Below are 14,778 nucleotides of genomic sequence, written 5' to 3' on the forward strand. Positions count from 1 at the left end.
ATGATGAGCACGGTCGACGTCAACGGCGATGACGCGTCGCCGTTGTACAAGCAATTGACCAGCATTGAATCCAAGCCGGCAGGCAAAGGGCCGATCAGTTGGAACTTTGAAAAGTTCTTGATCGGACGAGATGGCCAAGTGCTCGGCCGTTACAAATCGAAGGTCGCCCCGTCGGATGACGAGTTGGTGTCGGCGATCAAAGCCGCCGGAAACCGTGCTCCTGGATCAGCAAGCCCTTACGGCTTGTGGGGAGCGTTGAGTACACGTGGCATGAAAGAAATCGTCAACATCGACGATCTCTAGGATCTGATGACGGGGTGCGTCCAGCATCTCGGATCATTTTCGATCAAACTTCGAACGGGCTCCGAATTTTTTCGGGGCCCGTTTTTTTTGTGTTGGTACCTTTGTACGTGAACTTCTTCCCCTCGTTCTGCTGTAATCTCCATCAGGTACGCTTCGCAACTCGTTTTTCGATTCCTCATGAAATCCGGCGGCAACCTCGCTTTTATTCTTCTGATCGTTTGGCTGACTGGATGCCAACCAAGTGATCCGTCCGATGCTCGCCCATCAAATGCCGGTCACGCTTCCATCGAGACGGGCGCGGCCGCCAAGGCACACACAGCCAATCGGGGCAACGTTGGCAGTGACTCCGATCCTCATCCGTTCCAGCGACAAATTGCTGCTGCGGTTGCCGCTCGTGATCCTCAGTCGCTGCGTTCCGTCGCACGTCAAGCAATGCTCACCGCGGGCGACGACGCCGACACCTACGAACAACTCGGTGACGCCTGGAATGCTCTCGGTGAAACCAGCGATGCGATTGAGATGTTTGACACAGCGATCGAAATGACCGATGTCCCGTCCGCCGATTTGTTCGAAAAGACCGGCCACGCCTACATGGCCCAAGGTCGCACGTTCGACACCATCGAATTGATGAAACGATGTGTCGAACTGCACCCGAACGATGCTGGTCGACGGGTCTCACTGGTCGGCCTCATGATCAGCCAAGCACTGGAACGGGACGCGATGGTGCACTTGCAATATCTGATTCAAAGAGGCCAGGCAAGCATTCCCGAACTGGTGATCGCCAGTGACTCATCTCGTCCCCAGGCCGATGACGAGATGTGTGAGCAGGCCCTCCGACTCAACCCATCAGACCTGCGACCTCAGTACGCAATGACGCGATTTGATGCTTACGAGCATCGCTGGGCGACAGTCCTTCAAAAACTGAAACCGGTTGTCAAGCAACATCCGGCGTTCACCCCCGCCTGGGCTTTCTTGACGCGTGCAGCGGTGGAAGAAAACGACACCGAAACGCTTCGAACAATTGCCAACCAAACGTTCACCGACGACTACGAGCAACACCCGCAAGTCTGGCTGGCTCGAGGCGTCTGGGCGAACCAAAACGGTGACTCCTCGCTTGCCGTTGCGGCCTTCACCGAAGCCGTGCGACTGGACCCGAATCACCACGAAGCCCTGACCAAGCTGACCGCGGCTTTGGCCAGTTCAGGCAAAATTGACTTGAGCCAGAAAGTTGCGGTTCGAGCCAGACAGGTCAACGAGTTGCGTGACGCCCTCGATGGCTTTCTCGGATGGCGACGCAACTCGCAGCGTTTAGCAGTGGTCGTGGCAGAGAAACTGCAAAATCTGGGGCGACACTGGGAAGCCGTGGTTTGGCTGCGTGCGGCATTCGCACTGCCACAAGATCCCGCCGAGAACCTGAAAGACACCTACACGACTGCTCGAAAGAATCTGACGGGGAAAACCCCTTGGCAAACCTTTGACGAACAGTGGCTGCCAAACAAGTCCGAAACGAAAGAGCGACTCGCCACCGCAACTCGGCGAGGCTGGTTCAATCGTTCAACTGAACAGGACCGCCCGGCCTTGGCTGCTTCCGACACTCCCAAACGCCCTGCTCCCACCCGAACCATCGCTGATCGGGGGTACCGGTTGATTGATGAAGCGGCCAGTCGCGGCCTGAATCATACCGTTGGCCTACAGCGTCCGCGGCCAGAAGACGGATTGTGGCTGTGGCAATCAGGACTGGGCGGCGCAGGTGTATTGGATTTCGACCTGGATGGTTGGCCTGATCTTCACTTGACCGCATCCGGCGGTGAGTCCGGCGGCGCACCTGGCAAACGCGACAGCCAACCCAACACCACGGTCCGAAATTTAGAAGGCAAGTTCATCGACGTTTCCGCCATCAGCGGATTGGCTGACACGGGATTCACGCAAGGCGTTGGTATCGGGGACTTCAACGCGGATGGCTTTCCCGATTGTTTGATCGCGAACATTGGTATCAACACGCTCTATCAAAACAACGGAGACGGAACGTTCACCAATGTCACTCGAACGATGTTCGACAAACCGGACGACGCGATGGATTCCGACGGAACACCAAAGACGCAGGTGGGCAGTGACCCTCGAAACACCTGGACTTCCTCAACGGCCATTGCGGACATCGACCAAGATGGCCTCGCGGATTTGATCGAAGTCAATTACTGCGGCGGCCCAACTCCTTATCAGCAACGTTGCCTCGACGAAGCAGTTCAACAGCACCGTTCATGCCAACCGATTTCCCTTCGGGCAGAACGTGATCGGGTGCACCGCAACCGTGGCGTCCCAGCCAATTCGTCTCTCTTTGAAGACCAAACTGACCCTTGGTTTACCAACAGCGCACCTGGTCGCGGACTGGGGATCTTGATCGGACAGATTGACGGAACCGAAGGTTTGGACATCTACATTTCCAACGACATGACCGCCAACCATTTTTGGCGATTTGATCCCGATTCGAAATCACTCGACGAACAAGCAACCATTCGTGGACTTGCTTTCAACCATCAATCCGCCGCGGAGGCTTCCATGGGGATTGCGGCAACCGATGCGGACGGCGATCTGGACATGGACCTGTTCGTCACGCACTTCACCGATGAAACCAACACGTTTTACGAGCAAGTACACAAAGGATTGTTCCAAGACACGACCGAAGCGGTTCACCTGTCCGATTCCAGCCAAGAGATGCTTGGCTTTGGAACCCAGTTCATCGATTTAGATGGAGATGCAATCGATGAACTGGTCGTCGCCAACGGTCACATCGATGACTTCACACACGACGGGCTGCAGTATGAAATGCCTGCGCAGTTGTTTGCCATCGACCAGGACAATCACTGGCAATGGGTTCCTGCGTCCACGGTCGGCCCCTACTTCGAAGAACCACGAATGGGCCGCGCCATGGCGACCCTGGACGCGGACCGAGACGGCCAAACTGATTTGGTTGTCACGGATCTGTTTCGGCCCACTGCCCTGTTGATCAACCAAACGCCTCACGTCACGAAGTCGCTGAGCGTTCGGGTTGTCGGCGTTCAATCTGAACGAGATGCGATCGGCACAACCGTCCTGGTGACGAGTGGTTCAGGCACCCAGATGCGACAGCGAATGGCTGGTTCGGGATACCAATGCTCCAATGAGCCAGTCCTCACCTTCGCCATCCCCAAAAGCGAGACGGAGGTCAGCGTCGAAGTTCGCTGGCCAAGCGGCATCACACAGAACCTTACGGTGGCGATGCCGCGGGACAATCTGCTCTTGATAGAACCCTCCGGCGACGACTGAGCCCCCCTGTCGAGCATGGCCGCAGGAACGAGAGGGTAAACACACCGAGAGTCTCAACTCACTCCCACTGGTCCGCACTCAGTTCCATCCAGCGTTCTTCGGCATCGCCCAGTTCCGATTCAATTTCTTTCATTTGATCATGCAACCGAACGGCTTCGCCAGGGTCGGTTTCGGTCAAGAGCTTTTCGTTCAGTTCCTTTTTCTCGTCATCCAGTTTAGCGATTTTGCGTTCCAGGTTCTTGACCTCTTTTTCACGCTTGCGTTGTTCCTTCTGATCTTGTCGTGAATCGCCACTGCTTTTCGACGCTCCCGTCTTGGGCGCCACTCCGGCTGCCTTGGCGTTCGCATTGCGAACTCGCTCGCCTTCATCAATTTCTTTCTCAACCGCTTCGCAATAAGTCGCGTAGCTGCCGAAGTAGTTGCGAACGCGTCGGTCCCTGACTTCGATGACGTTGGTCGCGACCTCCGCCATGAAGTGTCGGTCGTGGCTCGTGAAAATCACCGTTCCCTTGTAAAGCTTCAGTGCCTCTGCAAGGGCCTCGACGGTTTCGACATCCAAGTGGTTTCCCGGTTCGTCGAGGACCAAGACGTTTGCCGTGCCAAGCAACAAGCTGGCCATGCAAACACGAGCACGCTCGCCCCCGGAGAGCACCTTGATCTTTTTGTGAATGTGCTCATCGCGGAACAACAGCGCCCCGGCCATCGCCAGCACATCTTGCCGTGTGGTTTCGGGATCCGACGCGTATTCAAGATGCTCGAGAATCGTCTGCCGCTCATCCAGCGTCGTGTAGACGTGCTGAGCGTAAGTTCCAATTTCGATTCCGTGCCCCCATTTCATTTTCCCGGCGATGGGTTCGAGCGAGTGAACCAAGGTCCGCAACATCGTCGTTTTGCCTTGGCCGTTGTCGCCCACGATCGCCGCCCGTTGACCATGTTCGATCTCCAAGGAGATATCCTCCGCCACGACGTGTCCCGGATACCCAATCGCCAGCCCTTCGCACCGAACGGCGGTCCCCTGGCGAGGCTGAACGCGTGGTGCGCGGATGTTGACGGTGGGTTCATCACCAACAATCTCGGTCGTCTGCAAACGTTCGAGCTGCTTGGCCTTACTACGAGCCTGACTGGCGGTGGACGCATTCGCACGGTTCTTGTCAATGAATCGTTGCAACTGCTTTTGCTTGGCGATCACCGTCGCGTTGACACGTTTCTCGTGCTCGCGTCGCTCCTCACGGTACTCCAGGAACTCCTGAATTTTACCGGGATACATCGTCAATTGCCCGCGGGACAACTCCAGTGTTTGGCTGCAGGTCGCCTTCAAGAACGCCCGGTCGTGACTGACAATCAACGCGGCTTTGCCAAAGTCACGCAAAAAGTGCTCCAGCAAAATCTGGGTCCGCAAATCCAAGAAGTTCGTCGGCTCATCCAACATCAGCAAGTTCGGATCGTGCAGCAACAAAGCCGCCAATTTGACGCGAGTCTGCCAACCGCCCGACAGGGCTTTGACCGGCCCCTCCAAGTAGTCCCCTTTCAGTTCGAACTGACCGGCGACCTGGCCACACCGCCAATCCGGTTCGCCACTGTCACGCATCAGAAAATCGAGTGCCGATTCGCCCTCGTGAAATGGGTCGTGCTGCCTCAGGTATCCAATCCGTAAATTGGGGTGGTGAATCACCTCACCCCGTTCGACCTCTTCTTCGCCGAGCAAGATTCGCAGCAGCGTCGATTTGCCGGCTCCGTTTCGCCCCACGAAGCCTACCTTCACGTCGTCCACCAACGACACATTGGCCCCGTCGAGCAAGACTTGGTCGCCAAACCGTTTTTCGGCGTCTCGAAGCTGAATTAAAACGGCCATTCTGAGTAAATTTCTAAAACTGTAAGAGGAGCAAACAAAGACGAAGCGGCAGGGAAAAACGTTCCCAAAACCTTGTCGCCACGTCAAACGTACCGAGAACCAGGGAAAAGTTCACCCGGTCGTCCTACCCACCCCGGGATCGGTTCCGTACAGTAGACTTCAGCGCGACGATGGCATCCTGATCGAAGCCTGCCATTGACGCTTGCCCCACCTTCCACGTTTTCTTCCTCCTTTGCGATTCGCTTGGCCACGGCGGTTCGTTGCAGGACTCATGAATAGCTATTCGTTGGACTACATCGACGACTTGTACGTGCAATACGTGCGTGATCCGTCGAGCGTTTCGGAAACCTGGCGTCAATACTTTGAGCAGTTCCTGGTGGGAGCTGGCGCGAGCGTTTCTGCTCCGCCCGCTGCCTCATCCAAGAATGGTCCGGGTGACCCTGGCACCAATGGGGATACGTCTGGTGCCCGTTCCGTGGTGGCACCCGCGTTTGCATCCGGCCGCCCCGGTAGCAGCGCCGACACCTCTGATCGGCCTGGCTCGACAGGCGACCAAAATGTCGACCAAGCCCTGTGGCTGGCTCGAATCCAAGACCGAGTCGACCAACTGGTTCGCGAATATCGCGTTCGCGGACACTTGGTCGCCACGCTTGACCCCCTCGGATTGTTCGAGCACACCTGCCCCGAATTGTCGCCACGAAGCCACGGGCTGAGCCAGCAGGATCTCGCACGTCCTTTTGACAGCAGCATCTTGGAAAACGTTTCGGGCAGCACGCTCGACGTCATCCTGAACAAACTGCAGTCCACTTATTGCCGCAGCATCGGTGCGCAGTTCATGCACATCGACAATCGCAACATTCGCGATTGGTTGCAGCGACGAATGGAAACGACCGAAAATCGCCTGGACCTCTCCCACGAAGTCCAACGTCGGATCTACACCCGCCTGGCCGACGCCACCATCTTCGAAGAATTCGTGCGCCGCAAATTTGTTGGCGCCAAAACCTTCTCGCTCGAAGGTGCCGAAAGCCTGATCCCCTTGATCGACCTGGCGCTTGAAAAAGCGGGCCAGCATCAAGTCAAAGAAGTCGTCATGGCGATGGCGCACCGCGGTCGCCTCAATGTGATGGCGAATATCCTGAAAAAACGGGCGATGAACATATTCTGGTCGTTCGATGACCCGACGCCGGAACTCAGCCGCGGTGGAGGCGATGTTCGTTACCACCTCGGATACAGCAGCGACTGGAAAACCGCCTCGGGTGACCACCTGCACATCTCGCTGTGCTTCAACCCCAGCCACCTGGAATACGTCAACACCGTCGCCCTCGGCCGAACTCGCTGCAAGCAAGACAATTCCGGGGACACCGATCGCCAGGACGTGATGACGATCCTGATCCACGGCGACGCGGCCTTCGCCGGGGAAGGTGTTGTTCAAGAAACGCTGAACCTCAGTGAACTGAAAGGCTATCGCACCGGCGGAACCTTGCACGTCGTGAGCAACAACCAAGTCGGATTCACCACCGAACCCGACGAGGGACGCAGCACAACCTACGCCACCGATGTGGCCAAGATGCTTCAAATCCCAATCTTCCACGTCAACGGCGAAGACCCCGAAGCGGTCGCACAAGTCGTCTCGTTGGCCATGGATTTCCGCAAGAAATTCCATCGCGATGTGGTCATCGACCTGTACGCTTACCGTCGTTGGGGTCACAACGAAGGCGACGAACCGCGATTCACTCAACCGCAGATGTACGCCGAAATCGATCGCCGCCCCGGTGTCCGGCAGCAGTACCTCAATCGCTTGCTGAAGCTCGGCAAAATCACGGAAGAAGAAGCCGACGAAATCAGCCGCGACCGAACCGAAAAACTCGAGAGCGAATTCGCGGCCAGCAAGCACGAGTCGTTTGTTCCTGACACACAAACGCTCGCCGCGAACTGGATGGAATACTTTGGCGGCCCCGAACCGGCTGATGAAGTCGACACCACCATGCCAGTCGAGCGACTGAGCGAATTGCTCGACAAGATCACCCGTTTGCCCGAAGGCTTCTCGCCCCACAAAAAACTGAAGCGGCCGATGCAACAACGCCGCGAAATGGCCAGCGGCGAACGGCCTCTCGACTGGGCGTCCGCAGAAGCCGCCGCCTTTGCATCCCTGCTCGATGCCGGCCACCCCATTCGATTGACCGGCCAAGACTGCGAACGCGGCACGTACAGCCACCGCCACGCGGACCTGCACGACATGCGCGACGGCAGTGAATACTGCCCACTCAAGAATCTGCACGAAGAACAGGCTCGTCTGGAACTGTTCAACAGCCCCCTGAGCGAAGCCGGCGTCCTGGGATTCGAATACGGCTACTCTCTCGACTGCCCCAGTGGGCTGTGCATGTGGGAAGCCCAATTCGGTGACTTCTGGAACGCCGCGCAAGTGATCGTGGACCAGTTCATCGCCAGCGCCGAAGATAAATGGAATCGCTTGTCCGGCCTGGTCATGCTGCTGCCTCACGGCTTCGAAGGCCAAGGCCCCGAGCACTGCAGCGCTCGCGTCGAACGATTCCTCGCCATGGCAGCCGAAGACAACATCCAAATCTGCCAGCCCACCACGCCAGCACAGTATTTCCACCTTCTTCGCCGCCAAGTCATCCGGAAATGGCGAAAGCCACTGGTCGTCCTGACCCCCAAAAGCCTGCTGCGTCACGCGGAGGTCACCAGCCCTCTGGACGTGGTTGCCGGAGGCAGCTTCCGCAAAATCTTGCCCGATCGCAAAGTCCCACTCGAAGGTGCCAAACGTCTGCTGCTGTGCACCGGCAAGGTCTACTACGACCTCCTGCAAGAACGCACCGACAAGAACATCGAGGGCGTGCCAATCATGCGTCTGGAACAGCTCTACCCGCTGTCACCAGAAGAAATCTTCGCCGCGTTCGAAGGGCTCGCCGAAGGAACTGAAATCCGCTGGGTCCAAGAAGAACCCGAAAACATGGGCGCGTGGCCGTACCTGAAGCTCAAGATCGGCGACGAACTCAACACACGCTTCCGGTTCACCAAAGCCACGCGAGCGGAATCAGCCAGCCCCAGCACCGGGTCGATGGCAGCTCACAAACTGGAACAAATCGATCTGATCCAAGCCGCCTTCGAAGGCGTCAACTGAGCCCACTAAGCACGTGAGCGGGAGTCATTGGGCTTGATCACGTAGCGGCGCCTCTCCGAGACGCTGTCATTTGCGAGTCTCAGAGAGACTCGCCTACGTGATGCAACCCGCGACGAACGAAGCAATTGAAACAGAAAGTGGCTCAACCGTTGCGTTCATGCGAAGCTGAATCCTTCTTGGTCGACGAATCGGCCTGGCCCATGCGTTTGAGCCAGCGAGTTGGCTCTGACTCAGATGTGGCGGACCGGTTCGCTTGCTGCAATGGGGTTCGTGCAGGCCGACGGAGAGCCTCCGTCGGCTACAGGTGGAACTGGAGTCCCGGCGTGGCTCGCTGAAACGGCAGCGTCGACCGAAAGTCGGTCAAGGTCGAACCAGCGACTGAGCCCGAGTGTTTGGGTTTCAGAACAATTCTTAGCCCCGATCAGGCAACGAGCAGAACCCACATGGGTCTCCCCGGTAACAGAGCGATCTATCCAGGGCAGCCAACAATCTGAACAATCGCGTTGCCAAACGACTCCAAAGTCCAAACGCGAAAGGTCCGTTTTACCAAGCCGCGTCGTAGAACTTTGTGATCAACTCGTCAGTCCATGCGGTTCCGTCCAATTGCGTGAACCCATGATGGCCTCCGGTTGGCATCATCAACACGCGAGTGGACTCGGGTACCCGCCCGCGAAGTGCAACAAACGATTCAACCGGCACCAAGGGGTCATCGGCCGCCGTCACAATCAACGCAGGCACATCGATCTGCTCCACCACCGAATGCGCCGAAGACTCCGCGTAGTACGTACGCTCATCCTCGAATCCAGCCATGGGAGCGGTGATCCGGCGGTCAAATTCGCGGAGCGTTCGCGGGACTCGGCCCACCAACAGATCTCCCAACTCCTCCCGCATTTGCAGCGTCGACTTGGCTCGCCGGAGCAACTGGGTGATGAAGTAATGATTGTAAAAACGCAGCGACCAAGCCTCCATCCGGTCGCTACACGCTTGCAGATCAATCGGCGGAGCGATCGCCATGATCGGTCCGACACGGTCCCATCCAGATGGCTGTGCATCCAATCCTGCGCCGACTCGCCCCGCCGCTCGCAGCAATTGGTTGCCTCCCAAGGAAGTTCCCACTGCCCCAATCGGAGCGGACTGATCGCTCGTCAAACCGGCGATGAACTCGATCGCCGCCAACACATCGTCGCTTCGTCCGGCATGCGTGATCCCTCGACAAAACGCGACGGATTCACCACAACCTCGCATGTCCAACCGAAACACACGAACGCCGATCGCCAGCAACCGTCGCTTGAACCGAACCATGTAATCCGCCGCATGACAGCCACAAATTCCATGCAACAACAACACGCTGCCCCGAGGAGATTCACCCCAAGGTGCCGGCATATCGTCATGCAAGATCAATGTGTCCCCGTCGGACACCGGCATCCGATGTTTCTCGGATTTGACTCGAGTCGACAGCTCTTTCCATTCCTCCCTCCGCATCGTTGCCCGCGGTGCAAGCAACGTTTGCAGGTGCCCACCTCGACGCCATCGATGGGGCACGAAAGCCGGCGGTTCGAACCGATGCACTGAAAACGTCATCTCGTTAAACTTTCCATCATGAAAACCATTCGCACCTTTCTGGCCATTCCGTTGCCATCCGATCTCGCCCGCACAGCATCGCGTTGGATGGCGGAAACCAAAAGCCCAGGAGACGGAATCAAATGGGTTCCCGATGAGAATCTTCATCTCACCCTGAAATTTCTGGGAGAAGTCGACAACGTCGAAATCCCCACCGTTTGCAACACGCTGGAAGCGGCCTGCGACGATCTGGCCCCCTTTGGCTTGGTTCTCGAGGGTGCCTCTGGGATTCCCGACCTGGAACGTCCTCGCGTGCTGACCGTCGCCGTCGACGATTTCACTTCCTCGCTGACCAATCTGGTTGCGGATCTCGAAAAACGTTTCGCAGAACTTGGCTACAAACCTGAACCTCGAGACTACCGGCCTCATTTGACCGTGGGACGCACTCGCAGCGGAAGCCGCCGGGCCAACTCAGATGTCATCCAGCGATGGCGGAAATTCGAAGACGACGAAATTGGCGAATTCAACGTTCGCGAAATTCATGTCGTTGGCAGTTTCCTAGAAAAGCACGGGCCGACGTACAACGTCCTCGGACGAGTTCAGCTATGACCTCAGCCGCTGGCCCCGAACTGCTGCTGTCCATTGAATCCACCTGCGACGAGACCGCTGCGGCCGTGATCCGCCGCGACGGCACGGTCCTGGGACAATGCATCGCCACCCAAGAAACGCTGCACGAGCAATTCGGCGGCGTGGTTCCCGAGATCGCCGCGCGAGCCCACCTGGAACGCATCCTGCCGGTGATCGACACGGCCGTGAACCAGGCCAACGTCCGCGGCGAAGAACTGACCGCGATCGCGGTGGCCGATCGACCGGGACTGGCTGGTTCCCTGCTGGTCGGCGTCGTTGCCGCGAAAACGCTCGCGTTGGCTTGGAACAAACCACTCATCGCGCTGAACCACTTGCACGCTCACCTGTACGCGTGCCAATTGATCGACGGTGCCCCCGATGACATCTACCCGGCAATCGGCCTGATCGTTTCGGGAGGCCACACCAGCCTGTACCACTGTCGCACCGCAATCGACCTGGATTACCTCGGCGGAACCATCGACGACGCCGCGGGCGAAGCGTTCGATAAAGTTGCCGCGATGCTCTCACTGCCGTTTCCAGGCGGAGTCGAAGTCGCCAAGCTCGCCGCAGAAGGAAACGACCGAGCGTATTCGTTCCCACGTTCGATGATCCATGATCCCGGTGACAACTTTTCGTTCAGCGGCCTGAAGACCGCGGTGAGATACGCCATCACTGGTCCTGGACGACAAGATTTTTCCAGCCTGGAGATATCTGACCAAGTCAAACGAGACGTTTGTGCGTCGTTCGAAGCCGCCGTAGTCGACGTTTTGGTTGCCAAATGCCGCCGGGCGATCAAGCGGCACAGAAATCGCAACGCTTCCAACGACCAGGAATCCAACGGCGGAACCAATCGGCTGATCGTCGGTGGTGGCGTGGCAGCGAACCAACGCCTGCGACGTGACCTGCAGGCTGCGGCCAAAAGCGACGGGTTCGAACTTTGGATCGCTCCCCCGCACCTGTGCACCGACAACGCGGTGATGGGCGCGATCGCTTGGAAAAAATTCGAAGCCGGCCAGTTCGCATCGCTGGATCTGGATATCACTCCCGGACTGCAGCGAGGATTCTGAAGACGCCGGCTCTAACCAACGCCCCATCGCAAGACCATCCACGCTCATGAAGTCTGCCTCGCAATCGCTCACCGGTGAATCGGCTGTCCTGACGGAACTGCAGCTCAGCCATCCATCGCTGCGTTGGGTCGATCGCTATAGCCGTTTGCTGGACACGCGATTTCGCATTCCCGGAACGAAGGTGCGGTTCGGACTGGACTTCATTCTCGGATTGGTCCCCGGTGCTGGTGATGCGATCAGCATGGGCCTTTCCGGAATCCTGATCGCGACGATGGCAAGAAACGGCGCCAGCCCAAGGCTCGTGCTGAGAATGCTCGCCAACGTCGGCCTGGACGCATTGGTTGGCACCATCCCGGTCCTGGGCAACCTCTTTGACTTGTTCTACAAAGCCAACCATCGCAACTTGCTTTTGTTGCGAGAGTACTACGTCGAAGACAAGCACCGCGGAAGCATCTGGCCGATCCTGATGGCCATCGTGATCACCCTCATCGTCCTACTGGGATTGATGGTGATGATCTTCGTCTGGTGCATCAACGCGATCGCGAGCGTGTTCTAAGCAGTCGCGACGGCATCGCGCGTCACAAACCAAGTCGGCGACTCAATCAATCGCGACGGGAACAGCGCGGCTGGCAAGTCGCTGGCGGAACTGCGAACACTCGCAAGTGCTTGACGCTTGTTTGATCCACCGACCAAGAACCAACGCTGACGAGCAGAATTGATCGCGGGCGCGGTCAACGTGTAGCGATAAGTTTCCATCTTGGGCACCCAGTTCTCAACGAACCAACGATCGTTCTGCTCGATCGCCTTGGTTTCCGGAAACAACGACGCCGTGTGAGCGTCATCGCCCATTCCCAACAATGCCAAATCCCACGTCGGGACATCAGAACCCGCGAACGTTTCCCGCAAAGTCTTCTCGTAGGCTTCCGCCGTCGCGGCTGGATTGTCCGGATCGACTGGTACCGGAAATGCACGCAGCGAATCTGTTGGCAAATGCGACAGCAACGCTTCGCGAACCATCCGGTAGTTGCTGTCCAAGTTGTCTTCCGTGACGTTGCGTTCGTCGCCCCAGTAGAACTCGATGTTTTGCCACGGCAACTCTTTCGTCGCCAGTAATTCGTACAGACGCTTGGGCGTTGACCCACCGGACAACGTCACCCGGAACACACCACGCTGCTCGATTGCTTCTTTCGCAGCTTTGCAAAAAGCGTCCGCGGCGGCGTTGGAAAGCTCATCCAATGATTCAAATACTTGCACGTTGCATTCTCAATGATGGGGGAATGAAGACAGATGTTATTCGGAGGTCGACGGCGCCGTGACTCACTCAAACGATTCGGCATCGCTCGGAAAACGGGCAGCCTTCACTTCATCGCAATACGACTTGGCCGCCTCTCGGATGGTGTTGCCGACATCAGCAAACAACCGGGTGAACTTTGGGGTGTAACCTGATGTCAGCCCGAGAATATCGTGGGTCACCAATACCTGCCCGGAAACGTCTCGTCCCGCGCCGATGCCGATCGTTGGAACCTTCACCGCATCCGTGATCGCCGCGGCGGCTTCGCTGGGCACACACTCAATCAAAACCACGAATGCGCCGGCGGCTTCAGCGGCCTTCGCGTCCGCCACCAATCGCTCGATATCACGCTGCAGGCGATAGCCGCCTTCCACGTGAATATTCTGCGGACGCAGCCCGATGTGGGCCATCACCGGAATGCCGGCACTCACCATCGCTTCGATCCGTTCGGCTTGCTCAGCCCCGCCTTCCAGTTTGACCGCATGGCACTGGGTTTCTTTCAACACGCGAGCCCCACAGCGGACGCTGTGAAGCAGATCGAGCTGCCCATCCGGGAACGGCAAATCGACCACGACCATCGCATGCTCCGCGGCTCGCCCCACCATTTCGGCATGGTAGATCATTTGATCCATCGTCACTGGCAGGGTCGTCGAGTGTCCCTGAACGACCATCCCCACGGTGTCGCCAACCAACAGAACGTCGACACCGGCCTCGTCCAAAATTTTTGCCGTGGGAAAATCGTAGGCGGTCAGCATCGTGATCCGCTCACCACGGTCACGCATGCGTTGCAGCGTTCGCGTGGTGATTCGCGATTTTTTCTTTTCCGATTCCGTCATTCTGCTTACTTTTCCATGGGGTCGCTCACTCGGCGGGAACACGATGCAGCATCATCAGCCGAATCTCCACGCCTCGACGCTCCCCATCCTGACCCATGATTCTCGGGCAGGTCAATGACAGGCGTCCTCTGCCCTCCGACAAGGTGATCTGCCCGAGCGACAATTTCTCCCATCGCTTCTCATCGCTCTCCGCCCGCTTCGACCGATCCTTGTCCAAATGAATGGCCTCGGAAGGGTTGGCCTTCGTCACAACAGACTGAATTGCTTCCATCACACCGGGTTGCTGCCATTCCAATTGCAACCGTGTCCCCACTGCCGATTCTGGGCAGGCGTAGTACACGTCCACCTCGAATTGCCCACCAGCCAAAACATCGACGTCCCACGTGACGGCATCCGCTTCCGAATGCCAATGAGTCATGTAACTGCTGTTGGGAAACCGGTTGCTGCGGCGAATCTCACCGGTCGCCTGAGCATCCCGAGCGGGAAGCTGCGTCCATGCATGATCGGGATGCCCGACCGGAAAAACCTGTTCCTCGGAATAGCTCCGCCCGCGAGGCTTGGTTTCTCGCGTCCAATCCTCAAGAGCCTGTTGCATTCGCGCCGCGACCTCATGGTTTTCCTTCGCGACCGATTGCGTCTCTCCCGGGTCCGCTTGCAAGTCGAATAGGTCTCCGTTTTGGTGATAGCGATACTGATTCGATCGCACGCTGGTTTTCCCTTTCCAGGCCGTGAAAATCAAACGCTGAACCGGAACGTCCTCCGGATCATTCAACACGCCCTTCAGCGACATGCCATCC

9 protein-coding genes and 2 pseudogenes are annotated in these 14,778 nt (G+C 57.6%); 6 read left to right on the forward strand and 5 right to left on the reverse strand.

Features of this window, described 5'->3' with window-relative positions; all coding sequences use genetic code 11:
- Both ACF8AM_RS11615 and ACF8AM_RS11620 read left to right on the forward strand, forming a co-directional pair.
- A pseudogene (locus ACF8AM_RS11615) lies at positions 1–303 on the forward strand (hypothetical protein); the annotation flags it as partial.
- Positions 304–480: 177 nt separating this feature from the next.
- Positions 481–3,606, forward strand: a complete 3,126-nt coding sequence (locus tag ACF8AM_RS11620) for an FG-GAP-like repeat-containing protein (protein ID WP_392555791.1) — start codon at positions 481–483, stop codon at positions 3,604–3,606.
- A 58-nt stretch (positions 3,607–3,664) separates the two neighbouring features.
- Here the strand turns inward: ACF8AM_RS11620 and ACF8AM_RS11625 are convergent, their stop codons facing one another.
- On the reverse strand, positions 3,665–5,458 hold the full coding sequence (locus tag ACF8AM_RS11625) for an ABC-F family ATP-binding cassette domain-containing protein (protein WP_392555792.1): 1,794 nt from the start codon (positions 5,456–5,458) through the stop codon (positions 3,665–3,667).
- Between the two features lie 271 nt (positions 5,459–5,729).
- Between ACF8AM_RS11625 and ACF8AM_RS11630 the strand changes: the two genes are divergently transcribed.
- Positions 5,730–8,600, forward strand: a complete 2,871-nt coding sequence (locus ACF8AM_RS11630; RefSeq protein WP_392555793.1) for a 2-oxoglutarate dehydrogenase E1 component — start codon at positions 5,730–5,732, stop codon at positions 8,598–8,600.
- A 543-nt stretch (positions 8,601–9,143) separates the two neighbouring features.
- On the opposite strand, the gene ACF8AM_RS11635 is transcribed toward ACF8AM_RS11630, so the two are convergent.
- The gene (locus tag ACF8AM_RS11635; protein ID WP_392555794.1) at positions 9,144–10,142 is read right to left on the reverse strand and encodes a YheT family hydrolase; all 999 of its coding nucleotides are present in this window, start codon (positions 10,140–10,142) and stop codon (positions 9,144–9,146) included.
- 57 nt (positions 10,143–10,199) lie between these two features.
- Between ACF8AM_RS11635 and thpR the strand changes: the two genes are divergently transcribed.
- The 3 genes from thpR to ACF8AM_RS11650 are packed head-to-tail and all read left to right on the forward strand — an operon-like array spanning position 10,200 to position 12,410.
- Positions 10,200–10,769 (forward strand): RNA 2',3'-cyclic phosphodiesterase, encoded by a 570-nt coding sequence (gene thpR, locus ACF8AM_RS11640; protein WP_392555795.1) that lies wholly within the window; start codon positions 10,200–10,202, stop codon positions 10,767–10,769.
- The gene (gene tsaD / locus ACF8AM_RS11645) at positions 10,766–11,854 is read left to right on the forward strand and encodes a tRNA (adenosine(37)-N6)-threonylcarbamoyltransferase complex transferase subunit TsaD (RefSeq protein ID WP_392555796.1); all 1,089 of its coding nucleotides are present in this window, start codon (positions 10,766–10,768) and stop codon (positions 11,852–11,854) included. The genes thpR and tsaD overlap by 4 nt, the downstream gene beginning before the upstream one ends.
- Before the next feature lie 46 nt (positions 11,855–11,900).
- Positions 11,901–12,410 carry a DUF4112 domain-containing protein gene (locus tag ACF8AM_RS11650; RefSeq protein WP_392555797.1) on the forward strand — a complete coding sequence of 170 codons (510 nt, stop codon included), beginning with the start codon at positions 11,901–11,903 and terminating at the stop codon, positions 12,408–12,410.
- Here the strand turns inward: ACF8AM_RS11650 and pgl are convergent.
- The 3 genes and pseudogenes from pgl to ACF8AM_RS11665 form a co-directional block, all read right to left on the reverse strand.
- On the reverse strand, positions 12,407–13,108 hold the full coding sequence (gene pgl / locus ACF8AM_RS11655; RefSeq protein WP_392555798.1) for a 6-phosphogluconolactonase: 702 nt from the start codon (positions 13,106–13,108) through the stop codon (positions 12,407–12,409). The two genes, ACF8AM_RS11650 and pgl, sit on opposite strands and share 4 nt — an antisense overlap.
- Positions 13,109–13,171: 63 nt before the next feature.
- Positions 13,172–13,981, reverse strand: coding sequence for a 3-methyl-2-oxobutanoate hydroxymethyltransferase (gene panB / locus ACF8AM_RS11660; RefSeq protein WP_392555799.1), 810 nt, complete (start codon positions 13,979–13,981; stop codon positions 13,172–13,174).
- A gap of 25 nt (positions 13,982–14,006) precedes the next feature.
- A pseudogene (locus ACF8AM_RS11665) lies at positions 14,007–14,778 on the reverse strand (N-acetylgalactosamine 6-sulfate sulfatase); the annotation flags it as partial.

The sequence above is a fragment of the Rhodopirellula sp. JB055 genome, assembly GCF_043100905.1.
Classification (GTDB): domain Bacteria; phylum Planctomycetota; class Planctomycetia; order Pirellulales; family Pirellulaceae; genus Rhodopirellula.